This is a genomic window from Helicobacter ganmani (assembly GCF_003364315.1).
Taxonomy (GTDB): domain Bacteria; phylum Campylobacterota; class Campylobacteria; order Campylobacterales; family Helicobacteraceae; genus Helicobacter_D; species Helicobacter_D ganmani.
On sequence record NZ_NXLS01000007.1, the window covers coordinates 52783 to 79262 of the forward strand.

The 26480-nt window shown below is 39.2% G+C and carries 27 protein-coding genes; 12 read left to right on the forward strand and 15 right to left on the reverse strand.

Annotated elements, in window-relative coordinates; translation table 11 throughout:
* Positions 1 to 43 precede the first annotated feature (43 nt).
* A complete protein-coding gene (locus CQA43_RS09760) occupies positions 44 to 2788 on the forward strand; it encodes an autotransporter family protein (protein ID WP_245944262.1) in 2745 nt (914 codons plus the stop codon).
* A 106-nt stretch (positions 2789 to 2894) separates the two neighbouring features.
* Here CQA43_RS09760 and CQA43_RS09535 read toward each other — a convergent pair whose 3' ends face one another.
* Positions 2895 to 3032, reverse strand: a complete 138-nt coding sequence (locus CQA43_RS09535; RefSeq protein WP_181881656.1) for a hypothetical protein — start codon at positions 3030 to 3032, stop codon at positions 2895 to 2897.
* A 96-nt stretch (positions 3033 to 3128) separates the two neighbouring features.
* Between CQA43_RS09535 and CQA43_RS07070 the strand changes: the two genes are divergently transcribed.
* Positions 3129 to 4178: a type II asparaginase gene (locus tag CQA43_RS07070; protein ID WP_115551909.1), complete on the forward strand. Its 1050-nt coding sequence runs from the start codon at positions 3129 to 3131 to the stop codon at positions 4176 to 4178.
* A gap of 100 nt (positions 4179 to 4278) precedes the next feature.
* Positions 4279 to 5310: an SLAC1 anion channel family protein gene (locus CQA43_RS07075; RefSeq protein WP_245944263.1), complete on the forward strand. Its 1032-nt coding sequence runs from the start codon at positions 4279 to 4281 to the stop codon at positions 5308 to 5310.
* Between the two features lie 47 nt (positions 5311 to 5357).
* On the opposite strand, the gene CQA43_RS07080 is transcribed toward CQA43_RS07075, so the two are convergent.
* From CQA43_RS07080 to CQA43_RS07105, 6 genes are read right to left on the reverse strand one after another with little or no spacing between them, the layout of a single operon-like run.
* Complete coding sequence (locus tag CQA43_RS07080) at positions 5358 to 7406, reverse strand: ribonuclease J (RefSeq protein ID WP_115551910.1); 2049 nt, start codon at positions 7404 to 7406, stop codon at positions 5358 to 5360.
* 12 nt (positions 7407 to 7418) lie between these two features.
* Entirely contained in the window at positions 7419 to 8219 is an 801-nt protein-coding gene (gene rsmA, locus CQA43_RS07085; protein ID WP_115551911.1) for a 16S rRNA (adenine(1518)-N(6)/adenine(1519)-N(6))-dimethyltransferase RsmA, read from the reverse strand.
* Positions 8220 to 8268: 49 nt separating this feature from the next.
* The gene (locus CQA43_RS07090; protein WP_115551912.1) at positions 8269 to 8940 is read right to left on the reverse strand and encodes a pilus assembly FimT family protein; all 672 of its coding nucleotides are present in this window, start codon (positions 8938 to 8940) and stop codon (positions 8269 to 8271) included.
* A gap of 3 nt (positions 8941 to 8943) precedes the next feature.
* The gene (locus tag CQA43_RS07095; RefSeq protein ID WP_115551913.1) at positions 8944 to 10125 is read right to left on the reverse strand and encodes a hypothetical protein; all 1182 of its coding nucleotides are present in this window, start codon (positions 10123 to 10125) and stop codon (positions 8944 to 8946) included.
* Between the two features lie 12 nt (positions 10126 to 10137).
* The gene (gene ilvA, locus CQA43_RS07100) at positions 10138 to 11346 is read right to left on the reverse strand and encodes a threonine ammonia-lyase (RefSeq protein ID WP_115551914.1); all 1209 of its coding nucleotides are present in this window, start codon (positions 11344 to 11346) and stop codon (positions 10138 to 10140) included.
* On the reverse strand, positions 11343 to 11771 hold the full coding sequence (locus CQA43_RS07105) for a CoA-binding protein (protein ID WP_245944264.1): 429 nt from the start codon (positions 11769 to 11771) through the stop codon (positions 11343 to 11345). The genes ilvA and CQA43_RS07105 overlap by 4 nt, the downstream gene beginning before the upstream one ends.
* 249 nt (positions 11772 to 12020) lie before the next feature.
* On the opposite strand from CQA43_RS07105, the gene hisD reads away from it, so the two are divergent.
* The 9 genes from hisD to CQA43_RS07150 are packed head-to-tail and all read left to right on the forward strand — an operon-like array spanning position 12021 to position 20684.
* On the forward strand, positions 12021 to 13331 hold the full coding sequence (gene hisD / locus CQA43_RS07110; RefSeq protein ID WP_115551915.1) for a histidinol dehydrogenase: 1311 nt from the start codon (positions 12021 to 12023) through the stop codon (positions 13329 to 13331).
* A gap of 14 nt (positions 13332 to 13345) precedes the next feature.
* Positions 13346 to 13612, forward strand: a complete 267-nt coding sequence (locus CQA43_RS07115) for a DUF2018 family protein (RefSeq protein ID WP_115551916.1) — start codon at positions 13346 to 13348, stop codon at positions 13610 to 13612.
* Between the two features lie 48 nt (positions 13613 to 13660).
* Positions 13661 to 14119, forward strand: coding sequence for a hypothetical protein (locus CQA43_RS07120; protein ID WP_115551917.1), 459 nt, complete (start codon positions 13661 to 13663; stop codon positions 14117 to 14119).
* A complete protein-coding gene (locus tag CQA43_RS07125; RefSeq protein ID WP_115551918.1) occupies positions 14097 to 15017 on the forward strand; it encodes a polyprenyl synthetase family protein in 921 nt (306 codons plus the stop codon). The genes CQA43_RS07120 and CQA43_RS07125 overlap by 23 nt, the downstream gene beginning before the upstream one ends.
* Before the next feature lie 8 nt (positions 15018 to 15025).
* On the forward strand, positions 15026 to 16357 hold the full coding sequence (hemA, locus tag CQA43_RS07130; protein ID WP_115551919.1) for a glutamyl-tRNA reductase: 1332 nt from the start codon (positions 15026 to 15028) through the stop codon (positions 16355 to 16357).
* Between the two features lie 15 nt (positions 16358 to 16372).
* Positions 16373 to 18118 (forward strand): proline--tRNA ligase, encoded by a 1746-nt coding sequence (locus tag CQA43_RS07135; protein WP_115551920.1) that lies wholly within the window; start codon positions 16373 to 16375, stop codon positions 18116 to 18118.
* On the forward strand, positions 18103 to 18522 hold the full coding sequence (locus CQA43_RS07140; RefSeq protein WP_115551921.1) for an FxsA family protein: 420 nt from the start codon (positions 18103 to 18105) through the stop codon (positions 18520 to 18522). The genes CQA43_RS07135 and CQA43_RS07140 overlap by 16 nt, the downstream gene beginning before the upstream one ends.
* A 9-nt stretch (positions 18523 to 18531) precedes the next feature.
* Positions 18532 to 19470 (forward strand): hydroxymethylbilane synthase, encoded by a 939-nt coding sequence (gene hemC / locus CQA43_RS07145; protein WP_115551922.1) that lies wholly within the window; start codon positions 18532 to 18534, stop codon positions 19468 to 19470.
* Entirely contained in the window at positions 19470 to 20684 is a 1215-nt protein-coding gene (locus CQA43_RS07150) for a glycosyltransferase family 8 protein (protein WP_115551923.1), read from the forward strand. The genes hemC and CQA43_RS07150 overlap by 1 nt, the downstream gene beginning before the upstream one ends.
* A gap of 179 nt (positions 20685 to 20863) precedes the next feature.
* On the opposite strand, the gene CQA43_RS07155 is transcribed toward CQA43_RS07150, so the two are convergent.
* From CQA43_RS07155 to CQA43_RS07190, 8 genes are all read right to left on the reverse strand, one after another.
* Positions 20864 to 21430 (reverse strand): D-glycero-alpha-D-manno-heptose-1,7-bisphosphate 7-phosphatase, encoded by a 567-nt coding sequence (locus CQA43_RS07155; protein ID WP_115551924.1) that lies wholly within the window; start codon positions 21428 to 21430, stop codon positions 20864 to 20866.
* Complete coding sequence (locus CQA43_RS07160) at positions 21427 to 21975, reverse strand: queuosine precursor transporter (protein ID WP_115551925.1); 549 nt, start codon at positions 21973 to 21975, stop codon at positions 21427 to 21429. The genes CQA43_RS07155 and CQA43_RS07160 overlap by 4 nt, the downstream gene beginning before the upstream one ends.
* A gap of 240 nt (positions 21976 to 22215) precedes the next feature.
* Positions 22216 to 22686 (reverse strand): thioredoxin-dependent thiol peroxidase, encoded by a 471-nt coding sequence (bcp, locus tag CQA43_RS07165; protein ID WP_115551926.1) that lies wholly within the window; start codon positions 22684 to 22686, stop codon positions 22216 to 22218.
* A 14-nt stretch (positions 22687 to 22700) separates the two neighbouring features.
* Complete coding sequence (locus CQA43_RS07170) at positions 22701 to 23129, reverse strand: dihydroneopterin aldolase (RefSeq protein WP_115551927.1); 429 nt, start codon at positions 23127 to 23129, stop codon at positions 22701 to 22703.
* An 8-nt stretch (positions 23130 to 23137) separates the two neighbouring features.
* Positions 23138 to 23719: a hypothetical protein gene (locus CQA43_RS07175; RefSeq protein WP_115551928.1), complete on the reverse strand. Its 582-nt coding sequence runs from the start codon at positions 23717 to 23719 to the stop codon at positions 23138 to 23140.
* 12 nt (positions 23720 to 23731) lie between these two features.
* Entirely contained in the window at positions 23732 to 24535 is an 804-nt protein-coding gene (locus CQA43_RS07180; RefSeq protein ID WP_115551929.1) for an MlaD family protein, read from the reverse strand.
* 8 nt (positions 24536 to 24543) lie between these two features.
* Positions 24544 to 25299 carry an ABC transporter ATP-binding protein gene (locus tag CQA43_RS07185; protein ID WP_115551930.1) on the reverse strand — a complete coding sequence of 252 codons (756 nt, stop codon included), beginning with the start codon at positions 25297 to 25299 and terminating at the stop codon, positions 24544 to 24546.
* On the reverse strand, positions 25300 to 26466 hold the full coding sequence (locus tag CQA43_RS07190) for an MlaE family ABC transporter permease (RefSeq protein ID WP_115551931.1): 1167 nt from the start codon (positions 26464 to 26466) through the stop codon (positions 25300 to 25302).
* Between the last annotated feature and the right edge of the window lie 14 nt (positions 26467 to 26480).

A 26480-nucleotide genomic window follows, 5' to 3' on the forward strand; every position in this document is an offset into this window, starting at 1 on the left:
TAGCAAATAAAATTTAGGAATCACAAAAACATAAGGAGAATAAATGAAAATCTCATTGATTGCGAGTCGCTACTTAGTTGGCTCTATGGCTTTAAGTTTATCTGCGCTTAGCTTGTATGCGACAGATGTTACAACAAAGGCGGAGTTTGAGACAAATTTCGTCAAACAAGAGGGAACGAATAACTACAAAAACAAAAACAACAATGCTACACTAGCAATCAAGCTCCCTACTACTGCGGCGAAAGAAGTGCAAGCATTGCTAGGCGCAAATGGCAGAATCGTCATAGATAATGCAAACCAAGAAATCACACTAGGTGCAGCAAACACAGATATTTTTGGCTCTACTTTGGCAGACATTGAGGACACAAACAATAAATTCTATGGGTTTGACCTCACAAGCACTCACGCAAATGGAATCACCAATGGAGGAACACTCAATGTCGGCAAGGATTCCACTATCACAGGGAAATTTACAAATAACGAGGCATTGAATATCTTAGGAAGCAAGCTAGATGTTACAGGGGATTTTGTGCAAGCCGCTAGCAAAACGCTTGACATTATGGAAGGCGCATTGAATGTCAAAGGCGCAGTCAATATACAAGGAAATGCGGCTTTAGATTCTGGTAGAATCAATGTCATCGGCTCTTATACAGAGGATGGAGCGACTGCTTATGACCTCTATGACTTAAACAACCTCATCAGCGTGCGAAAGGCTGGGGACAACTCTGCTACTGATGGACAAATCAGTTTGAATGCAAATTCAACATTCACGATTAATACCCAAAGACGCGCATTAGCAGACGACCTCAACCTAATGACTGCAGAGGGTGGATTCGCTACTGCTTCTCTTGGCACATTAGACGCGACAAAGAATCTTTATCCAACAGCTCTCACACAAAAACTCCCCACAGTGAATTTCCAAGCAAGCGCAGCAGACTATTTAGACAACCCAAGCTTGCTTGCAGGGATTGAGGGGCTAGAGTTTGAACGAGAAGTACAAGCGGGAACGAATACCTCTGGTGGAACTGCGATACGCGAATACACACTCTATATCTCTGAAGACAAAAAGACCTTGTTTGTCAAAGTCGAAGCAGCAGGTGGTTTGGCAGCAGACACTACAAAGGATATGACACAAGCACAAATCATCACAGCACTCAATACTGCGATGGAATCTCAAATCACTGCAGATAAAACTACGATTGGAGGTAATAACTCCACTGCAAATACCGCACGCAAAGCCATCGCAGACGCAAAAACAGCAGAACAAAGCAAAGTTACTACCGCAACTACTGCCATTACAACTGCGAATACTACTATCACAGCACAACAAGCAATCATAGACAACCCCAATTCTACACAAGCGCAAATTGACACTGCAAAAGTAGCACTTGCGGACGCACAAGCAAAAAAATCTGCCCAAGAGGCTATCAAGGCGCAAGCGGAAGCAAATATCGCTAAACTAAACCAAGCCGAAACACAACTTGCAGACAAATACACCGCACTAACTATTTCCACAGCGGCAACAGACGCAGAAAAACTCCGTGAAAATCTCGGGCTTCTTGTAGGAGAATCCTATGCTGGAATCGCACAACAAGCCCTCATCGTAACAACGAATAAAAACGAAAACAAACTTCTTGTAGCTCTTGCGACAAACGAGGGAGACTTGAGGGCAACAAGCGTTTCACTAGATAATGCAGGAAATCTAAGCGAAGCGTATGGAATTTTAAGGTCTTTTGCGGGTAGCTCTGTGAATGTCAATGAAGCCTTAAATGTCATTACGAATCGCAATTTCTTCAAAAACACAAGAGAAAATGCGAAATCTGCTTCTACGCTTGCAAACGCTGCAACTTCCGCACTTACAGGAATCAATGTCGCAAACGAAATGTCTATTAGCAATCGTGTTGCAGCCTATAACAACCCTTATGGAGCAAAACTTGCAAATATCGGTTCTGACGCAATAGGAAACTACTATGATACCTACAAAGCAAGCGTATGGGCAAACGCATTTGGTGGTGCAAGTATCATTGATGGCGATAGCGGCGGACTCTATGGTGTAACTTTGGGGGTAGATGGAAATGTAACCGATAATTTGCTCTTGGGTGCTTACTTCACTTATGCCAACTCTACATTGAAAGACAACGCATTAAAACAAGAAGCAGACAACTACCAAGTTGGACTTTATTCTCTAATCAAATTCGCAGAAACTTGGGAAGTAGGGCTTAAAGGATATGGACAATGGGGTTCAACAGACCAAGAATCACGCAATATTGCAGGGCTAAACACTGCTGACTTCACCAAAAAATTCTTTGGCTTAAGTGGAAGCTTAGGGAAAGTGTTTGACCTCTCTAATGGCAACTTCTTAAAACCTTTTGCGGGATTGAACTACTATTATAGCTTTACTCCATCTTATACAGAAAAAGGCACATCCCTAGCCCAACACGTCCAATCCTCTACAAACAATTCTGTGAGTATTGATGCGGGCTTAGAATACAGAAAATACTTCGGAAGTAGCTCTTATCTCTATGTTGTGCCAAAAGTTGAACAATATATCGTTAATAATGGCGATGATTTTGTTGCGAAATTCGTAGGCTCAAACACAAATTTCATAATTGACGGAGATGACAAAAAACGCACTTATGGACAAATCTTGCTTGGAGGCAATATAGAGCTTACACAAGATTGGGTCTTGAATGTAGGTGTAGGCGCGAAACAAATCCTAGCAGGCAAGTTTGAATCCAAAAACGAAACTTATTTAAACGGAAATGCGGGATTAAAATATAGATTCTAATGCTAAATTAAGTGTGCTTGCCTCTTTGGCGTGCGCACTTCGTTTTAGGATTTCAATTTATTCTCCTTTTACTATCTTCCAAAAGGAAGATAGCCTCAATTTTTCATTATCGTTTTATTATGGCATTGTCCTTGTGGGATTCTATGCGAGATTCTATATTATGGATTTGCAAGTGTGGGTCGGTTGCTTTCGCAACAGACGCTTCGGCTTCGCCTCGCAAGGACTGCGGTGGAATCTGAAGCAATGTGATTTTATCACATTAAAACAAGATTATTTTAAAATATTTTACATAATAACTTTGATATAATTACGAAGATTCTTAAATTTTCAAGGAGTAAAAATGAAAAAATTGTTTTTTGGCATTTTGCTTATGCTAGGAGTAAGTATGATGGCGTTTGCTAAACCAAATATCGTGATTTTAGCAACAGGTGGAACAATTGCGGGAGAGGCAAAAAGCGACCTTGCAACTACAGGCTACAAAGCAGGTAGTTTGGGAATAGAAGTGCTTATTAACGCAGTGCCGGAGCTAAAGAATATTGCCAATATCAGTGGCGAGCAAGTAGCAAATATTGATAGCTCTAATATGACAGACCAAGTTTGGCTCACACTCGCAAATAAAGTCAATTCTCTTTTATCAAGCTCCAATGTAGATGGAATCGTCATCACACACGGAACAGATACAATGGAAGAAACCGCTTACTTCTTAAACCTCGTGGTAAAAAGCAATAAACCTGTTGTTTTAACCGGGGCAATGAGACCTGCAACTGCTATTAGCGCAGATGGACCAAAGAATCTTTACAATGCCGTAAGTCTTGCTGGAGATAAAAACGCTAAAAACAAAGGTGTAATGGTGGCGATTAATGACAAAATTTATAGCGCAAGAGAAGTAAGCAAAACCCACACACTAAATGTTGAAACCTTTAAAGCTCCCAACAGTGGAGAAATCGGCTATATCGTAGATGGTAAAGTGTTTTTTAACTCCCTTAGCATCAAAGCACATACAAAGGATTCTCCTTTTAATGTTAGAGGCTTAAAAGAATTACCTAAAGTAGATATTGTCTATACTTATTCTAACGACGGCTCAAAAGCAGCAGTAGAAGCCTTTTTAAACGCAGGTGCAAAAGGATTAGTTGTCGCAGGAAGTGGAGCGGGTAGCATTCACGAAAATCAAAAAAACTATCTAATTGAGCTTCTCTCACAGAAAAAACTTGTAGTGGCAAAAAGCTCACGCGTTGGCTCTGGCTTAGTCCCTTTAAGTGAGGAAGAAATCCAACAAGGCTTCATCAGTGCAAACAATCTCAATCCTCAAAAAGCAAGGGTTCTTTTAATGTTGGCGCTTACAAAAACAAGCAACCCAAAAGAAATCCAAAAATACTTTAACCTTTATTAGTCTTGTATGGGGCTTGTCCCCTTGCAAGTCAAAATTCCTACAATGCGATTCTTACAATTCGTAGGCTAAAGATACTTTTATCTCTCCAAAAAGGCTTATAATGAATACCCCAAAAATAGAGCGGACGATTGATTCTAGAAATTGGCTTTTACACTTTCCTATTATGTTTTTTGCTTCTGTTATGGGCATTGGCGGACTTACGCTTGTGATTGGCAAAACGATTAGAATCTTTGAATTAGAAGTGAATTTTTCGTGGCTTCTTACCGCACTTTCTTTTTTTAGTGTTTTTTTGCTATGTGGAATCAGCATTCTTTATCTTGCAAAAATTATTCGGCATTACTCCGCATTTTCAAAAGAGCTAAAACACCCTGTGCGCATTAATTTTTTCTCTGCTGTTTGTGTATCTCTTTTGATTGTCTTAATGCTAATTTTACGCTTTATTCCCTTGTGGTTTGCTCTTATTATTTTTTATATTGGTGCTTTTTTGCAACTGATTCTTAGCCTCTATGTTGTGCGATTCTGGTTTCTCCATGCCCTAGAACAAAAAATGGCAAATCCTGCTTGGTTTATTCCTATTGTTGGGAATCTCATTGTGCCGCTTGTTGGAATGAATTTGAATGCACAAATGGCTTGGATTCCTTTTGAAATCTTAATTTTTTATTTTGGAGTGGGCAGTTTCTTTTGGATTTTACTCAATGCTGCACTTTTGATTCGCCTCATTTTTGGAGAACATTTGCCACAAAAACTCTCTCCGACTTTATTTATTTTCATTGCGCCACCTAGTGTCTTTGCTTTGGACATACTTCTTTTGTTCAAAGACTATGTTTCTATTGCTAGCCTCTATGGAATCGCAAGTGCGAGCTTTAGTGTAGCATTGTTTTTTATGCTTTTGATGATTAGTCTTTTTGAAATCTTTAAAGAATTAAAATTCGCACTTTCTTGGTGGGCTTTCACCTTTCCAACTGCCGCTTGGACTCTCTGCGCATTAGAGCTTTATTCCCTAGGCGGTTCGTTATTTTACGCATTTTTAGGAATTTTTGGCATTGTATTAAGCAGTGTTATTGTGCTAGTTGTCGGGTTTCGCACTTTGCTTGCAATCAAACAAAAAGAAATTTGTGTGCTAGAAGAATAAATGTAAAGGTTTAGATTCTGCAATCTAAACCCTATGGTAGCAGTAATTTATTTTAAATCCACGATTGGAATAATTGTCGGATACCGCTTCGTTTTCTTAAACATCAACTTTCTTAGCGCATTTCTTATCTCATTTTCCATACTTTTTTGGCTGTTATACAATTCTTTTTTACAATTTTTCACAAAGAGACTGAAAAATTCCTCAATTTCCTTGTTGAATACTATTGTATCTTTATTTGCAACAATTCCCGTACTTTGAATGCGCGGTTTAGAGAGAACAGAATTTTTGGCTTTGCTCAACTCCAAATGCACAATTAAAATTCCATTTTCTGCTAGATTTTGCCTATCCAAAATCACATCATTTGCAATTGTGGTATTGACTTGATTGTCAATATAAGTTTTGCCGGTTTTCACGCTCCGCACTTTGCGCAAATAATTGTGTGCAATCTCCATTTGGTCGCCATCTTCCATAAGATAAATATTGCGTTCCTCTACACCGCAACTAATCGCAGTTTCTTTGTGTTTAAGGATATGATTATATTCTCCATGCACAGGCAAAAAGAATTTTGGCTTCACAAGGCGCAACATTAACTTTTGCTCCTCTTGTGCTGCGTGTCCGCTCGTATGAATCTCGCTAAAGTCTTGATAATAAACTTTTGCCCCTGCTTTATTTAAAAAGTTCAAAATATTGGATACCGAGCCTTCATTACCCGGAATCGCCTTAGCAGATAAAATAATCGTATCACTTGGCTTAATCTTAATATGGCGATGTTCGTCTGTTGCCATACGATAGAGTGCGCTCATCGTCTCGCCTTGCGAGCCAGTCGTAACAATCAGCACTTCCTCATCAGCATATTTTGCCACCTCGTGCGCTTCAATAAAAATATTTTGTGGCAAATCAATATAACCTAATGTCCTTGCAATCTCTAGGTTTTTTTCCATAGAGCGTCCAATCACCGCAACTTTACGTCCATATTTAAGTCCGTGATTGATAGCTTGATAAACACGATGAATATTAGAACTAAAAGTGCTCATAATCACGCGTCCTTTCGCGCGAGAGAACAACATATCAAACGCCGGTCCCACGCTTGCTTCACTTGGAGTGTAGCCACTTTTGTGTGAATTTGTAGAATCACTAAGGAGCAACAAAACTCCTTGCTCACCATAATATGCGATTCTATTTAAATCCGTTGGATAACCATCAATAGGCGTATGGTCAATTTTGAAATCCCCTGTATGAAAAATCAAACCTGCTTCTGTTTTGATTGCTAATGCACTAGAATCCACAATGGAATGCGTGATATGTATCCATTCAATCTCAAATTCTCCGATTTGAATCGGCTTGCGCTTCTCTACTGCGCGGAACAACGATCGGAATCTTTTGAGTCCGTGCTCATCAAACTTTGAGCCAATCAATCCCAAAGGCAAAGGTGTGCCATAAATAGGGAATTGATGCTTTTTGAACAAATAAGGCATTGCGCCAATGTGGTCTTCGTGCGCGTGGGTAATAATAATCCCCGCAATTTTGTCTTTAATCACTTCAAGATAACTAAAATCTGGCACTAAAATATCCACTCCGTGCAGACTATCATCGGGGAAACTCATTCCCGCATCAATAATAATTGCACTATTTTGTGTTTCAACAATCGTCATATTGCCACCAATCTCACCTAAGCCCCCTAGCGGAGTAATGCGCACCTTTCCATTAGGATTAATTTCCACTTGAGAGTGTAATGTCAATGCACTTTTATGCACTTTGGCATTGATTTCTACGGCTTTGCGCAACTCCAAATTAGACGCATTGACTTCTTTGTTGCCATAATTTTTGTCAAATCTTTGGCGATTCTCTCTTGTTTCTGCATTATTTTGTGTATTTTCTTGTTTTTTGAATCTTGAATTAGGGCGATTGCGATTCTGCGTTCTTTGGTTTCTTGGTTTTTCTGTCCCATTTGCTTCCTCTGTTTTTCGCGGTTTGAACCGGCGCTTATTGGGTTCGCGATTCTCTCTATTTTCTCCTTTGGCTTCACGAGTGTTTTCGTGATTTCTTTTTGGCTTTTCTGTCCGATTTGGATTTTCATTTATTTTATTGTCTTCCATAACTTCCGCCTTTTATAAAATTTTCAAAAGTCGGTGATAATTAGTCGTATCAATCTCGTGAGGTCGTTTGCTAGGTGCAATCTGCAAGGATTCCAAAGCGTCCATAATCTCTTGTTTTGGATAAGCTTTACTTAAGTTATTTAGAATCGTTTTTCTAGGCGCACCAAAGGCAACTTTCAAGAGAGATTCTAAATGTTCCAAATCCTTAAAGCTTGGTGGATTCGCCATTTTTTGTAGCAAAAACACCGAAGAAGTAACTTTAGGCGGTGGCACAAAGGCACTAGGAGGTACATCAAAGAGCAGTGTTGCCTCTCCCACGCTTTGCACTAACACACTTAACGCACTAAAATCACTTCCTCCACATTGTGCGCAAAATTTCTGCGCAACTTCTTTTTGTGTCATTACGACACAGCCTTTAGATAACGGGTCTTTGATGGTTTTTATTATAAGCAAAGTTGCAATATAATAAGGTAGGTTTGAGACAAGAAAATAATCTTTCTTGCGCAAACTCTCACCCTTCCAAATCTCTAATACATCGCCTATTTCAAGGCTCAATCTCCCGCATTCTAATGCGCCTTTCAAACGCTCTTGCAAATAAGGAATCAAATCCTTATCCACCTCATAAGTAGTGATATTCCCTAAGCTTAATAGCTTATTTGTTAGATCACCTAAGCCAGCCCCAATCTCTATCAGTTCTATTTCTTTGTTCATCTTGGGAATGGATTGGATAATCGCTTCTAGCACACTTTCATCTTGTAAAAAATTCTGTCCAAAATGTTTTTTGGCTAGATTCTGCTTCTCAACGGCTTTCAAAGTCTCGCCTTAAAATAAATCTTTAATTATAACATAATTTGAAATAATTTTAGCATTTTTTAACGATTCCGCTTTCCAAAATGCAAATACCCACACTTTTACCACTGCTTCCTTGCAACTCTAAACGCACCATTCCTTGCGGGACAATCACTTGTTCATAGGGTTTTTTACAGCGCAAAAAACCCCGCTCATCAAACAAAACTCTTCCGCCCTCACTTTCTCCGCAACCTCCGCTCATTCGCACTTCTAAGATTCCATACCGCTTTGTGATTGCCAAATCTCCCGCACGAAGTGCGTTTGCAAACTTAGAATTATCATAATTGTAGCTGTTTAAGTATTTATTATCTAAAGGGTCGCGAGCGATTTCTTGCGCATCACGTGGGCGGTCATCAAAATGCTTTGTGCTAACCTTTCGCGCAGAATCGCTATAAATATAATACGCATAACCCACATCTTGAAGCTTAGAAAACTGCAATCTCCATAAAGATTCTGTCCATCTCTCCCTCTCTGCTTGACAATAATCACTCTGACAAAACGCGCCTTGCGTGATATGCTTTGTGCTACTTAATGCCAAGAAACGCGTGTAATTTAAATGCGTAATGATTTGATTTTGTGCCAAATACAATTTGGAATCTGGAAACCAAGCATAGCCAAGCCATGCCAATGCACTTAATATCCCAAGTATAAGCACAATTTCTAGCAAACTAAACGCGGGTTTCATCGTCTAATCGTAAGCATAAAAAGTTGCGACTTTTTTATCATAATAATAAATAGGAATCCTCAAAGCATTTGCTCTAGGGCTGTTGCTAAGTCTCAAACCCCCTTTGGAGATTCCATAAAATTTCAATCTCTCCTGCATTTTTGCTTCTGTTTTGACGCGTTTAATTCCTTGAGAATGCAATGCTTGTGCAACTTCTTTCGCAATAAAATGCCGAAAAGCAAAATGTTCATTTGCAGTAGGAAAAAGCACAAAAAGAGGTTTAGATAAAAATAACATTCCACTACAAAGCAACAAAACCAAAAAAGTAGCTAAAAATGGAATCGTATAACGCGCCCGAAATTGTGGCAAACGCACGCGAAGCCCAGAGAAATAAAGATTCACCATTAAAGGAATCGCTAAAATCAGCAAAGGCGCGAAAAATTCCGTCTGCACCCTTTGACGCAGGGAAAGCAACCAAATAAAACCCAATGCTACGCTTGCAATATGCCAAACTAAGGGTCTTTTGCTCTGATTAAAATAACGATAAAGCGTGTATAAAAAATATAAAAACAACAATGGAGAAAAAATCAACAACAAATGCCCATTGCTATCCAAAAAATAACCTCTTGGGTGTCCGCCAATCTCCAACCCAAAACAATACATATTGAGCGCGAAAAACCCCAAAGACAAAAAAATCAAAAGTGTTTGCTTGCGTTCAATGCCATAAAAAATCAACGCAATAAAAACCAAAGCAAAACTTCTATCCACAAAAGCCATTATCAAAAGCAATCCATAAGGAATCGTGTTGTTTTTTTGCACCCAAATACAGAGAATCAATGTTAAACAAATCACGATTCCACTATTAGAAACCAACAAAGCAACAGCATTAACACCGGGCAATAAAAGAAACAACAAAGTGCAAAAAACCGCGTCGTTGGAGTGCTTTAAAAAATCTCTTGCAAAATAAAACATCAAAAAAGCATTGCAAAAATGCAACAATAAAAAAGGTAGTCGCAAACTCCAATCGTTTTGTCCTAGAATCTTTGCGCTATAAGAGCTAACAAATCCACAAAAATGCTGTGGATTAAAAAACTCTTGCGCTTCGTTATAGCTAATGCTTAATGTGCTAAGTAACCACAAAAGTGCGCCAAGACTTAAAAAAAATAAGCTAAAAAGCCAAAAAAGACTACGAGTTTGCGATTTCAAAGTTGCGATTCCTTAAACCTCTATAAACACATAACCTTGTTTTTGTAGCTGCGAACGAATTGCTCCTTGATGTTCTTTACCTTTTGTTTCAAGCATAATCACAATATTTGCATCACCAAAAGCAAGAGAAGTGGAAGTCCTATCAAAATCAATCTTGACAATATTTGCGCCAAGATTGGAGAGTAAATCGCTTAATTTTTGCAAACTTCCGGGTTTATCTATTAGCGTTACAGAAATTTTCATTTTGCGGTGAGAGCGCACAAGCCCTCGCTCAATAATATTTCCAAGCATTGTTACATCAATATTCCCTCCGCTTAACACAAGCCCCAAAGATTCGTTCGTTTGCAAAGCAAATTTATGGTGTAACACTGCTGCAACCACACTAGCTCCTGCTCCCTCTACGACAAGCTTTTGGTTTTCTAGCAAATAAAGCACCGCATTGGCGATTTCCTCATCATCTACCATTACAACTTCATCTACGGATTCTAAAATGTATTCAAAGTTCTTAGGATTCACATCACGCACTGCGATTCCATCAGCAATTGTGCGCACAGAATCCGTGCTTTGGATTTCTTTTTTGTGGTAAGAATGATACATTCCGGGCGCACCCTCCGCGACAACTCCAATAATGCGCACACTCGGCAACATTTGCTTATACGCCGCTGCAATTCCAGAGATAAGCCCGCCACCGCCGATTGGCACAACAATGCTTGTAAGATGACTTTGTGCCTCAATCATCTCTAGCGCAACCGTGCCTTGTCCCGCAATCACTTCCTCATCAGCAAAAGGGTGAATGAATTGCAAATTATGCGTTTTAGCATATTCTAGCGCATAGGCATAGGCTTCATCGTAATTATTGCCCTTTAAGATTGCTTCTGCACCAAGCTCCTTTACTCCCATTACTTTCAGCAGTGGCGTTGCCTCTGGCATTACAATCACACCCTTGATTCCATAATGCTTCGCACTATACGCAACCCCTTGTGCGTGATTACCCGCACTAGAAGCAATCACACCACAAGCGCGTTCCTCCTCGCCTAAAGATGAAATCTTATTAAACGCTCCGCGCAGTTTAAAAGAGCCTGTATTTTGTAAATTTTCTTGTTTGACATACACCTTTGCTCCGCAAATTTGGCTAAGTTTAGGAGCAAAAGCTAACTTCGTGTTTTGCACGATACCCTCTAATCGTGCCTTAGCGTCCATAATTTTAGAAAGTGGAATCATACAAATAACCTTTCGTATTCAAGTTTGATACATAAATTTTCAATATACATTATCTTTGTATTTTCTAGCATTTTACGCGCCTGCGCATTTTGCAATCCTAGTTGCACCCAAACACAAAGTGGAGGATTTTGCAACTCCAACACTTCACGCATAATTTCGGGCAACATTTCACTTTTGCGAAAAACATTTAAAATATCTATCCGCACACCCGCTTTGTCCTGTGCTTCAAAAGCTTCCTTTAAGCTCGCAAAGGCTTTTACCTCCAAAATATCGCCTCCCTTAGGATAAATGGGTAGAATCTCATAGCCTTGATTTTGCAAAAATTTTGCCACTTTATGGCTCGGCTTGCTCTCTTCTGGAGACAATCCAAGCACAGCAATAACTTTAGATTCTTTCAAGATTTCTCGCATTTTGGAATCTTGCATTCTATACCTTTATAAAAATTTTGCACTATTTTAACAAAGTTTTATACAAAATTAGCCTAAAGCCATTTGGATACGCATATAATGGCAAAGAGATTAGATTTTGTCCTTGCAAGAAAATTTATAAAATTTTCGCAGCAATCTATTAAAATGAAATCTTGCCCATAAAGATTCTGTAATTAAAATAAAATTAAACATAAAAGGCTAAAATGCCAAATTCTTAATAAAGGAATTAAAGGAGTTTTTTAAGCAATGATTGCTTTATTGAATAGTAAAGATTCAAATTTCAATACCGAGTTTGAAAAAATACTCAAGCGTGGTGCTATGGATATAGAAAACGTTGAGGGGCGCGTCAAGGAGTTGCTCAATGCGATTAAAAAGCAAGGGCAAAGTGCGATTATAGCGCAAGTTGCACAATTTGATAATTGGAATCCAACTAACTTTTCAGATTTAAAAATCACGCAAGAACAAATGCAAAAGGCTTATGAAGCCATAGAAACTCCTTTGAAAGATTCCTTACAACTCGCCTTTGAACGCATTTACGCCTTTCATTCTAAGCAAAAGCCTAAAACTTGGCTAGACTTTGAGGAAAATGGCAATATTTTGGGACAGAAAGTTACGCCTATGGACAGAGCAGGACTATATATCCCCGGAGGCAAGGCGGCTTATCCTAGCTCACTTTTAATGAATGCGATTCCAGCCCTTGTTGCAGGAGTGAAAGAAATTGTCGTTTGCACGCCTACTCCGCACAACGAACCCAATCCCTTATTGCTTGCTGCTATGCACCTTTGTGGTATTAAAGAAGCCTATAAAATTGGTGGAGCAAGTGCAATAGGTGCGCTTGCCTTTGGTGCGCAAGATTCACAAGGAAAAGGAATCCAAAAAGTAGATGTCATCACAGGACCGGGCAATATCTATGTTGCGACCGCCAAAAAGCTTGTTTTTGGGGAAGTGCAGATTGATATGATTGCTGGACCTAGTGAGATTGGAATCCTAAACGACGGAGACGCAAGGGCGGATTATCTTGCTTGGGATTTACTCTCACAAGCAGAACACGATGAAATGGCAAGCTCTATTCTCATCACTACAAGCGAAAACTTGGCAAAACAAGTCGCACAAAAGATTGAGGAATTTTTAGCCACCTTGCCACGCAAGGAAATCACGGCAAAATCCATTAATGAGCGCGGAGCAATTCTCATTGTACAAAACATTCAAGAGGGCATTGCCTTGATGAATCAAATTGCACCCGAACATTTGGAATTGCTTGTGAAAAATCCTTTGGAGATTCTATCTAAAATTCAACACGCGGGGGCAATTTTCATCGGCGAAAACACTCCCGAACCTATTGGAGATTATATTGCAGGACCAAACCATACCCTGCCAACAGGCGGAAGTGCAAGGTTTTTTTCACCTCTTTCCACAGAGCATTTTATGAAAAAATCTTCTATCATCGCCTTTTCCAAAAAAGGAATCACACAAATGGGACAAGAATGTGGAATTCTCGCACACACAGAGGGACTAGACGCACACCAAAATGCCGTGCTTGCGAGACTAAATTCATAAATATAAGGAACATTATGGAACATATTTTAGAGGGCTTACCACAAGAAAAATGGATTGAGATTATTTTTAATGCCTCACAAGGCTTAAGCGCACAAGAGCTTACGCGCTTATTAGAGCGCCAAGCGGCAATGGAGATTCTGCTTGAAAAAAGACTAGGGGAAATGTGGGAAGAAGAATTAGCCTACTTAACCAATAGCGAGGAATCCTCAGACGAAATCCATCATCGCACACAAAATATTGCGATTGAATCTATGGGAAATATTTTAACACAAAATGAATAAAGACAAAATGCAATTCTTGCACTAAGCAACTCCAATGGAATCCTAAGAATGAAAATATTTACACTCTTTAGTTTATCAGCAATCTTGAGTGCGATTCTAGGAGTTTCAATGCTTTTTGCACCACCGGTATGGAAAGCAGAAAGATTCATTGAGCTAAACAAAGATGAGTTTTATCTTTTGACTTTGCAAGCAAGAGAGGCAGCTAAGACATTGTTTTTTCGTTGGACATTACTAAAAAACGAGGGCTTGGTAATGCACTTAAATTACGATTCTTTTCCACACCAATTTATTCTTTACCAAGACTATCAGCGCAGATGCTATAAAGTCCCTCTGCTCAAACCAGAACAAAAATATTATAGCGAAGAACCCTTTTTTATGCTATGTTTTAAGGATTATCACCGCACCAAAAAAGTTGCAACCTTGAAATATTATCTTTATCAAGGCAACAGAGATTTTAATATCATTGATGAAAGGAAGGTTCCAAATGGAGGCTTTAGCGCACATTGAAACAAAAATTCAAGAATTTTTAAAAGAATTGGGATCCCCGCTCGTATTAGATTTGAGTGCGCATTTGCAGCGAGGCAAAATGCTCCGCTCCAAACTTGCGCTTCACATTGCGGGTGAATGTGAAGAATGTATTTTGCTTTGTGCAGTCATTGAGATGATTCAGAGTGCTTCGCTCCTGCACGATGATGTGATTGATAATGCCCTTACAAGACGCTCTAAGCCCTCTATCAACGCACTTTTTGGTGATAAAAACTCTATTATGCTAGGCGATATATTTTATTCCAAAGCCTTTTGTGAGCTTACAAGCTTGCAAGAAAATTATCCGATGATTCCGCGCATTATTGCAAATGCAGTTACCACTCTTGCAATCGGCGAACTAGAAGATGTAGAGTTGGCAAAAAGCTTTAATCCCAATGAAAGTCAATATCTCCAAATGATAGAACATAAAACAGCTGCACTCATTGAAGCCACCGCGTATTCCGCAGCATTTTTAGCAGGCAAAAGCGCAGAGGAAGCGCAAGGATTCCGCCTCTATGGGCGCAATCTTGGAATCGCATTTCAAATCATTGATGATGTGCTAGACATTGTTGCGGATTCCAAAACTCTAGGCAAACCAGCTCTAAGCGACTTCAAAGAGGGTAAAACAACCTTGCCCTATATTTTTTTATATCATAAATTAAACGAGAACGACAGAATGCGTTTAAAAAATGCGTTTAAACAAGACCTGCAAGCGCAAGAACAAGAATGGATTTTAAACGAGCTAAAAGCGAAAGACGCAATAACTCAAAGTCTTGCTCTAGCAAAACATTTAGGCAACAATGGAATTGAAGCGATTGCTAATCAATCTTGTGATAAACTTATACAAATTATGCGCGAAATGATTGAACGCGACTTTTAAGGAAGCCAATGGATTATTACATTTTAAGCTATTCGCATAAAAATACTGATATTGCTATGCGTGAAGCCTTAAGCTTGGAGATAAAGAATCCCTCGACAAAGGAATTTTTGCAAGACTTGGTTAGCAACAAATTCATCAGCGAAGCAGTGATTCTCTCTACTTGTAACCGCATTGAATTTATATTAAATGTCCAAAATGCCGAAAAGGCAGAGGAATTTTTGCTAGATAAACTTAACAATTATTCCAAGATTCCACTCCCAGAGCTACGAACGTGCGCGGATAGTTACGAAAATTTAAGTGCAATTCATCATCTTTTCAGTGTGGCAAGCTCACTAGATAGCCTTGTTGTAGGAGAAACACAGATTTCAGGTCAGCTCAAAAGTGCGTTTAAGTTTTCTTATGAACTAGGCTGTTGTGGCTTGTATCTCTCCCGCGCAATTCATTTTGCCTTTCGCTGTGCCGCAAGTGTGCGCAACTCCACAAGTATTTCACAAAACTCTGTCTCCGTGGCAAGCACCGCGGTAGCTAAGGCAAAAGAGATTCTAGGGGATTTGAAAAGTCAATTTGCCCTCGTGATTGGAGCGGGTGAAATGAGCAATCTTTGTGCAAAACACCTTATTAACGCAGGTTGTGAAGTTTTAATCATCAACCGCGAAATTCAAAATGCACAAAAAATTTGCGATGAGATTTTTGCCCTCTCTCCAAACGCAAAGATTCGCGCAGAAAGTTTCAAAGATCTTAGCACTTATATCAACGAGATTCCGCTTATTTTTAGTGCCACAGGCGCACCACATACAATTATCACCTATGATATGGTAGAGGTAAAGGATTGGAATCGCTATTGGTTTGATTTGGCTGTGCCAAGAGATATTGAATGTGAAATTATGGAGAAGAGCGACAAAATCCAAATTTTTGCCGTAGATGATTTAGAGGATATTGTGCGCAAAAATTTAACCTTGCGTGAGGAACAAGCAAAAATTGCCTATGGAATCGTAGGAAGAGCAACACAAGAGTTTTTCAGCTGGCAACAAAGTCTCAATGTAGAACCACTCATCAAGACAATCCGCTCCCTTGCCAAAGACGCCGCAATGAAAGAGCTAAACAAAGGAATCGCAAAGGGCTATTTGCCAAAAGACTATGAAAAAAACATTGAAAAAACTCTCCACAATGCTTTCAATACCTTTTTGCACGATTTGACAATCAACCTAAAATCTGTTGCCAACACACCCAAAGGAGACAGCGTAATTGAATCCTTGCGATTCCTTTTTGAGCAGGATACACAAGGCAAAATGTTGGAATCCTACAAATGCGAATACGCTCAAGACAAAACTTTATCCTAAACCACAAGGAAAGCTATGCGATTTTCAAAATTATTTCTCCCAACATTTAAAGAAACGCCTAAAGATGTCGTTCTAAAAAGCCACGAATATTTAGTTCGTGGCGGATTTATCCAACAAATTGGCAGCGGAATCTATAACTTTTTGCCCCTTGGCAAGCGTGTTTTAGACAAGGTGCGCCAAATTGTCAAAGAGGAAATGGACAATGCAGGAGCAAACGAAGTTGCACTCGGCTTTGTTACTCCGTCCTTTCTGTGGCAAAAAAGCGGACGATTTGAAAGATATGGCAAGGAGCTTTTGCGCTTCAAAGACAGAAAAGACAATGACTTTGTGCTAGGACCTACACACGAAGAAGTGATTACAGAGCTAGTCAAAGCAAATATCAAAAGCTACAAACAATTACCAATCCACCTCTACCAAATCAACCTCAAATTCCGTGATGAGATTCGTCCGCGCTTTGGACTTATGCGCGCAAGAGAGTTTATTATGAAAGATGGTTATAGCTTTCATTCAAGCACAGAGGATTTAAAACGCGAATTTGACCTTATGGAAGCTACTTATAGCAGAATCTTTACGCGTTTGGGATTGGACTTCCGCGCTGTTTTTGCGGACAGCGGGGCGATTGGCGGGAATGGAAGCAAGGAATTTATGGTGCTTGCAAAGAGCGGAGAGGACACAATTTGCGTATGTGATAGTTGTCAATATGGAGCGAATTTAGAAGCAGCTACGCGCATTAAAAAACTTCCGAACACGGAAGCCCCTGTCGCTTCGTTTGCCAAATTTCATACCCCAAAGGTGCAAACCATAGAATCTTTAAGCGAGTTTTTTAAGGTAGAGCCGTTTTGGACGCTCAAAGCAGTGGTAAAAAAAGCACTCTTTGATGGTGGAAAAAACGCATTGGTGTATTTTTTCTTGCGCGGAAGTGATAGTTTAAACGAAACCAAAGCCCTAAACGCCATTGTAGGTGCAAACGAACTTGTAGAAGCAAGTGAGGAAGACTTAAAAAGTGCGGGACTTGTGCAAGGATTCATCGGACCTTTTGCCTTGCGCAATCTTACCTCTAGCCCTTATATTTATTTTGATAAAGAACTAGAAAATGCTAGCAATCTCATCTGCGGGGCAAATGAAGTGGATTATCACTTTGTCGGCGTGGATTTAAGCACTTTTGAAGGATTGGAGTTTAAGGATTTGGTGGAAGTCAAAGAGGGGGATTTCTGCCCTGTTTGCAAAAAAGGCAAACTCTATTTTACTAAGGGAATTGAGGCGGGACATATTTTTCAGCTTGGCACAAAGTATTCTAGCGCAATGGAGGCAACTTTCTTAGATGAGGAAGGCAAAGCAAAGCCCTTTATTATGGGTTGTTATGGAATCGGAATCTCACGACTTTTAAGCGCAATCATAGAGCAACACCACGATGAGCGCGGAATGATTTGGACGCGTGCGAGTGCGCCTTTTTGCGTTCATCTTATTGTTTCTAACATCAAAGAGCAATCCCAAATGCAAATGGGCATAAAACTCTACGAAAACTTACAAAGCAAGGGCATTGAATGCTTGCTAGATGACAGAGCCGAACGATATGGTGCGAAAATAGCCGATTTTGAGTTGATAGGATTGCCTTTTGGAATCGTCGTAGGTAAAGGCTTAGAAAAAGGTGAAATAGAACTCATAAGACGTAAAGATTTAGCCAAAGAATCTCTAGGGATTCAAGATTTTGACGCACTAATTTCTAAGATTTTTGAGGTTTGCCAATGCGATTCATTTTGATTTTCATTTACTTGTTTTTAGAAGTCTTTATCACCTTTGAAATGATTGATTTCTTGGGCGTTTTGGGCTTTGTATTAGAGATTATCTTCAGTGCTATTTTGGGATTGTTTATCTTAGTAAATTATCGCTTTTTTCTAGGCGATGCCCTCGTGCGCCTTAGAGAAAGAGAAATCGGCTATGAAGCTTTCGTGGGTTCTAATATTTTCAGAATCCTTGGAGCAATCCTATTAATCTTACCCGGTGGATTAACCGATATTTTAGGGATTTTAATGCAGTTTAGCGCAATTGGATTCTTAGCCGTTAAGCCTTTTATGAAAAAACCTGCTCCTAATTCCACACCCTTTGACACAAGCAACAAGCCTCAAAATAGCGAAATCATTGATGTAGAAGTCATAGAAAAGTAAGGAGAAGCAATGCAAAAACTCATCATCGGCACACGCGGAAGTGTGCTAGCACTTTGGCAAGCAAACCATATCAAAGATTGCCTAGAGGCGCAATACAAAGACATAGAAGTGGAAGTAAAAATCGTCAAAACTAAAGGCGACAAAATCCTAGATGTGCCTTTGGCAAAAATCGGTGGTAAGGGGCTTTTTACCAAAGAATTAGAAGAATTGCTCTTAAAAGATGAAATAGACTTGGCAGTGCATAGCCTCAAAGATGTGCCGGTGGAATTTGTAGAGGGCTTGGGACTAGCGGCAATCACGAAGCGAGAAGATGTGCGGGATAGTTTTTTGAGCTTCAAATACGCGAGTTTGGAGGAGCTTCCGCTTGGTGCGCGTGTCGGGACAACTTCACTAAGGCGCACAATGCAGATTAGTGCCTTAAGGGAGGATTTGGAAACGCAAAGTTTGCGTGGAAATGTGCAAACAAGACTAAAAAGGCTTCAAGAAGGAGATTTTGATGCGATTATCCTTGCGCAAGCGGGAGTAAATCGGCTTGGAATCCACAAAGAAGTGCCTTATATTGTGCCTTTGGATTTTATGATTCCGGCAATGGGACAAGCCGCACTTGGTGTGGAATGCAAAAAGGGAAGCAAAACAGAATCACTTTTGCAATTTTTAAACGATTCCAAAGCCGCCTTTGAAACAACTTGCGAGCGCGCATTTGTGCGCACACTTAATGGAGGCTGTCAAGTGCCTATCGGCGTCAATGCAACCCTAGAAAATGGAATCTTAAAAGTGCGCTCCATTTTGGGTTTGCCCGATGGCACAGAGATTTTGCGCGAATGTTTGGAAGTGCAGGTAAAAACGCTTGCGGATTGCAAACGCATAGGCGTGCAAATGGCGCAAGAGTTTTTGCGACAAGGAGCGGAAAAAATTTTGCAAAAAGCGCAAAATTGGGAGTTTAAATAATGCAAAATTACCCAATTCTTTTAATTGCTACCGAAAACTATGTGCCTTTTGCTGCTTGCTTGATGACAAGCATTATCTATAATACAAATAAAATAGTGGGGGGGGGGCAGAATAAGCCTTATTGCTTCTATATTTTAAGTGATTTTCTCTCAAAATCCACACAAGAAAAACTCTCCAAACTTCAAGCCAAACTCTCTATAATCTACCCTTTAGAAATCACGATTCATTTGTGTGATGACGCAGAATTCAGAGAAAACAATCTCCCAAAACTCAATGAAAATTATCTTTGCTTTTATCGGCTTTTGTTTGAAAGGTTTTTAGATTTTAGCGCGCAAAAAGTGCTTTATTTAGATGTGGATATGATTGTTCTATGGGATTTGCGCGAGATTTTTGCTATGGATTTAGAGGATAAAGTCTGTGGTGTAGTGCTAGATTACAAAGCAAATCGTCTTTTAATGCCAAAGGACGAATCCCATCCACCCTTGAATCTCTCCCAAGGATATTTTAACTCTGGCTTGCTCCTCATAGATGTGCAAAAATGGCGTGCGCAAGAGATAGAATCGCAAATCTTGCACTCTATGGATTCCTATCATTTCAAGGAGCACGACCAAAGCATTTTAAATTATATTTTAAAGGACAAAGTCAAGATTCTGCCTTTATATTGGAATGTTTTAGTCTATTATTTTATCAATGCAAAAACTAAAGAGGAAGGAGGAAATTTCAATATCTCCTACACGCGCAACCAACTAAACAATGCCTTAAAGAATCCTAAAATCGTGCATTACTACTTAGACTACAAACCTTGGAGAGACGATAAAATCTATGTGGATACTAAGGGTGAGTTTTTGGGAAAATATTGGTGGGATATTGCGCAAAAGACACCTGTTTTCACAGACGAGCTTATGCGGCTTAAAGAATCCGCTAGCCAAGCAAGAGTTTTTCAAGCAGCTTTGGGATTCCTTTTGTTAAAATTTGCGCGTTTTGGGCTTTATTTCTTACTTCCTATTCAAGCGTATTGGATAATGAAAAAGGGCTTGGATAATCAAGCTTCACAAGAAATTCCGCGAGGCGACTACAACCTTTCCATAGAAATAGGCAAAGAGGCAATTAAAGCCTACAACAAAGGCAAAGGGAGATTGCTTGCCCTGCCTTTTAGAATCCTAAATTTGCAAAAAAGATTTCAACTTGCCAAAAAGAGATTGGAGGGCTTGTAATATCATCTTTTCGTTGTTGTGAGGAGCAACGCGACAAAGCAATCCATAAGCTAGAATCTTGCCTGAAAGATTCCATTGTAAATGCTCCTGTGAGATTCCAAATTATAGATTGCCACAAAAATTTTTCAAATTTTCTCACAATGATAGTATATACGCCACGATTCCACAAGTAAATCTATTTAAAGTAAAATTTCCATTGCTTCTTCTAAATTTGCAACCCTATGCGTCGCACTTGGAGCGTCCTCTACGCCTATCAAAATGCGCGTTTGCACACCCACTTTCAACCCTGCTTGCATATCTGTTTCCTTATCTCCCAAAATATAAGAATCGCAATCCTCTAAATTCAGATGAAATTCTTGGATTGCAGATTCTAGCATAGCAGATTTTGGCTTGCGGCAAGCGCATTGCTCCTCTTTGGTATGCGGACAGAAATAGATTCCATCAAAACCAATATTTTTAGGCACAAAGCCACCGATTCGCAGAGGAATCGTAAGGCAAGAGCGAATGCAGTTTTGCATAAATACACTTAGGGCTTCAAAATCTTTTTGGCTAAAGATTCCGCGATGAATCCCTGATTGATTTGTAACCACAAAACAAAGTGCATTTTGCTTTTTAAGCTCCAAAAATAACTCTATAAAATGCGGAGCAAAATAAAATTCCTCTATTTTGTAGCCATAAGGCGAATCCTCAAGATTTACTACGCCATCTCTATCAAAAAACACAACCTTTTGTTTTACTCCACTCATCGCGCGAAAACTCCCAAAAATTTCTGCATTCTAATCCCAAAAAGGTAAAAGAAGGGCGTATTTGTAAAAGCAAAAATAAATTTCATCAAATAATCTCCTATTATGAGCATTAACACGCTTGTCCAAGGCATAACAAACAAAAAGGCAATGTGAAAAAATATCATTGTATCCAATGCTTGAGAAAATGCGGTGCTGCCAGCACTTCTAAGCCACCAAATTTTAGGAAATTTGGATTTAATCCAATAAAACGCATAAACATCTAGCTGTTGGGAGACAAAAAACGCACTAATGCTTGCAAGTGCGATTCTAAATTCGCTCAAAAACAAAGAGGGAACAAAGGCACAAATAATACCGATACGCACTACTTTTAGCACTTCTTGCTTGTTGTATTTCTCCGCTAGAATATCTGCAAGCAAAAAAGTAAAGGGATAAGTCAGCGCACCAAAGGTAAAAAAATCGTTAATTGGAAACTGCACAAGATAGTTTGAAGCAACAATAAGTGTAGTAAAAATCATCACAGACACGATAATCACGACTTTAGACATTGATAGACCCTTTAAAACAAAAGTCGTATTTTATACTTTTGGGCTTTAAGATTCCATAAAGCTAAATCTTGTGTGTTGGTTTCTATACCTTTGTCAGATTCCACAAAGAATCGTAGAATCCTTGAGTCTCTTTAAGGCGAAATTCTTTGGATTTGCAAGTATGGGCGTGCGTTGCGTGAGTCTTACCCAAACTTACCCAACTGCTTCGCTGTTTCATTCCTTGCAAGGTCAATTAATTCTCTATCCTTGCAATTCCTTTAATTTAGCTAGAACTTCCGCAATATGTCCCTTGACTTTGACATTTTTCCAAATGTATGCAATCTTGCCTTGAGGATTAATCAAAAAAGTAGAACGAATCACTCCCTCATATTCCTTGCCATAAAGCTTTTTTAGCCCCCAAGCCCCATAACTTTTCAGCACAGATTTTTGCGTATCACTAAGCAAGGTAAAATTTAAAGATTCTTTTGAGATGAAACTTTGATGAGATTTCACGCTATCTGGGCTGATTCCAAGCACCACTGCGCCACGCGCACTTAAAATCTCTAATCGGTCGCGAAAATCACAAGCCTCTGTTGTGCAGCCGGGCGTTTTGTCTTTGGGATAAAAATACACTACCACCCAACTTCCTTGAAAATCTTGCAGAGAAATCTCTGCATTGTCTTGATTTGGCAAACTAAAAAGCGGGGCATTGTCTTTAATTTTTAATTCCATTTTTTAATCCTTTTTTATTTTTGATAATTAATTTTTATTGAAACTTTGCAATCCTCAAAGATTTCCAATTTCGTAATTTTAATCCAAAACTCCTTGATTTGCGGAAAGCGCAAAGGAATCTCGCGGTAAAAATAACTTTGTGCTTCCTCTAGCAATCCAAATTGCCGTGCAAAAGACTCTTTAATAAATTCCCTCAAATCCCGATAATCCAAAAAATCCTCTCTCTTGTCTAAATTCATAGAATCCTCGCATTGTGCCTGTATTTTGGGATTCCATATAAACTCTGCGTTAATTAAAATCTTTTGTGCCTTTTCGCGCTCACTTGGCAGAATCCCAATGATTACTTCTAGGATAAAATCCTCTAAACAAATCGTATATGGTTTAGATTCCAAAACACAATGTGCAGAATCTTGCTTGCTATTATTCAAAGTTAAATTTGACATCAATTTCCTTAATTTAGCAGATTAAAAGAATCCAAAATTGCAGAATTAACCGCTTGATTCATCGCAACAATAATTTGATAAAAATCGCCCTTTTGCACCTTTATTTCTTTCTTAAGAAGTTGGCTAGAATCCTTAATATTCACAATAAGATTAAGCACCACGATTTCTTGTTTTTCATCATAATAAAAATCCAAAAGATTCAACGCAAGAGTTGGAATCCCGCTTTTTAGCTCTTTTACAGGAATATATCCCAAAGGCTTGGAAGCTTTTAACACCAAAGAATCTATCATCAAGGGTAGAGGCTCTATCCATTCATTTCTGACAAAATATTCAATGGCATTTTCATTGATTTTATAAGCAATTCTTTTGTTAGCGATTTTCAAGCTTGCTTCCGAACCAAGATAGACAAAAAAGCTGGGATTCCGCACTTTTTTGCCTGCAAATTGTGTCGGATATGGACTTAAAATCTCTGGCTCTAAGCTCAATTCATAGTGAGTAATTCTTGGCAATTCTTTGCCTAAACAGCCTTCAAAAACAAAGATAAAAATCAAAATAAAAAAAATTTTTGAAATTTTATGGATTGCTTGCATTATATTTCCTTTTTATTCACGTGGTCCTAAAGTTTGCCCTCGCGTGCCAAACAAAAACTCACTAGGTGCGTTAGAAAAATTTTCCATAGAACTTTCTGCCCTTTGCAAAACCTGCTCTAATGTTTTGGAGTTTCGTTCTAAATCATACAGAAGTGGCGTTAAAATTGCACGCAAATTATAATCCCCATTGACAATATCGTGATGAATCGCCTCTCTACTCTCCCCTACACCTTTAATTTCTTTTTGCGCGGAGAGCAAGACATTATCTATTCTTGGTGGCAAGTTTGCCAAACCCGATAGAGCGCGCTCTATGTTGTCTAAGTTCTTATCGCTCAAAAGCCGATTGATACGATTAAGGCTCATCTCCAAGCGGTCAAACACATTTTCTGCCTTACTTCCGACTTTTTCTAGCCAATTTTCTTGTAAGCTCAAAACTGCCTTTTCGCCCTCTTTATAAAACTCTCCTTGCCCTTGCACAAGAGAGAGAAAAGCTCCTCCTGTTAGCCCTTGAGAATCAACAAAAATATGTGCCCCCTCCTTTAAAACAATCTCTTTTTTAATCCAAAGTGTAATCTCTACATCCTCTGCTTCTGTATTGAGTTTATAGCTCTTGACAAATCCTACTGGAAGCCCCAAATATCGCACCTGTGTTTCTGTCCGAATCCCTTTGGGCAAATTCTTGTTATAAAGATAATATTCGTGATAATCCTTAAGATTTCTATCGTATTTTCCCATCCAAAAAACAAATCCTGCCAAAGCAATCAACGAAACAACAAAAAACACACCAAGTAAAACATAATTCAATCGCGCTTCCATAAACCTCCTTAAATCTGATATAAAAACAAATCCAACGATTGTGTTTGTTGTGCCAACTCACGGACACTTCCCTCAAAAAATATTTTTTGATTTTTCAATATTATCATTCTATCCACTGCGCCTTTGACAGATTCCATATCGTGCGTTACCATTACGACACTAATCCCCAATAAATCCCTCAACTCCATAATCAAGGCATCAAAATGTCTCGCGCTTTTGGGGTCTAATCCACTTGTTGGCTCATCTAAAAATAAGATTTTTGGACTCAAAGCCAAAGCACGTGCCAACCCCACGCGCTTCACCATTCCACCGCTTAATTCATTGGGATAAAGTTTGGCAACCTCTGCCTTAAGCCCCACACGCGTAAGCCAAATATATGCTAGAGATTCTATATCACTAGGTCTGAAATTCGTCCATTCCCGCAAAGGAATCATTAGGTTTTCCAACACATTTAAGGAGCTAAAGAGCGCACCAAACTGAAATAATACGCCTATATTTAATTTGCATTGGAGCGTATCTTTGGGATTGAGATTCCAAATATTTTGACCCAAAATCCTCACCTCACCACTTGTGGGTTGTTTTAGAAAAATCATTGTATTAAGCAAGGTGCTTTTTCCGCTCCCACTTCCACCAAGCAAAGCAAAAATTTCTTTTCTACGGATATTAAAGGAGATTCTATCGTGAATGATACGCGTCCCATAAGTCGTTGTAAGATTACGAATCTCTATAATATTTTGGAAGTTTGCATTTGTTTGTGATTCCATTTACCAACCTATTTGCGTAAAAATTACCGAGCATAATGCGTCAAATGCAATCACACAAAAAATAGATTCTACCACACTTTTAGTTGTATGGATTCCAATACTGCGCGTGTCTTTTGCTACGATGAATCCGTGATAACAACCAATAAGCGCGATAATTAACCCAAAAAATGGGGCTTTGAGAAATCCTATCCAAAAATGTCGCATTTCAACCATTTGCAAAAATCGCTCCACAAACTGCTCGCTACTGATTCCTAATTGCATAGAAGAAACAAGCATTGCACCAACTAATCCAAAAATATCTGCAATAAAGACCACAAGAGGTAGCGCGACACATAGCGCAATGACACGAGGTAGCACCAAGAAATTTATAGGATTAAATCCCATCACATTCATTGCATCAATTTCTTGTGTCGCACGCATCATTCCAATCTCCGCACTAAAGGCAGACGCGCTGCGCCCTGCAATGATGATTGCCGTGATGATTGGTGCCATTTCGCGCAAAGTCAGCATAGAGCTCATCTCCACAATTAAAATGCTTGCCCCAAATTGCGCAAGCTGGAGACTGCCTTGATAGGCAACCACGATTCCAATCAGAAAGCAAGCCAAAGAGACAATCGGAATCGCTTTAATCAATGCTTCTTGTACTTGGAAAAACAAGGCTTTTAGACGAATCGTCGCGGGATTAATAAAACCCACTAAAAGGCGATAAATCATTTCACCCAAGAAACCAAAGGTTATTAGTGCGTAATTACTCCAATTTTTTAGAATCTTAAAGGTGTCCAAATGCCAGCGGATTAATTCCTCTGTAATTGCTGACTTATCGGGCATTTTCTTTTCTTGCAAAAGCGCAAAAATCCGCTGTGTTTTGGGGGAAAGAAAGAGTGCATTTTGCGAATCCTCAAGTCTAATTTTTCCCTTTTGCTTCAAATCCTCCAACCAACGCAACAAAACTTCCCCACCACAAAAATCCAAATCAAAATCTTTTCTTAATAAAATATGAACTTTTATGTTTTGTGATTCTTTACCCCCAAAATGTCGCGTAATAGAATCCCAAGTGCTGTCCAATTTATTCAAAACTTGCTTAGAAAGGCTTTTGTCCCAAATACCGCCAAATGTAATGAGGACATTTTCTACTCCTTCATAACGAATCTCCAAACTCGCTAGCATCACACGCCATTTTC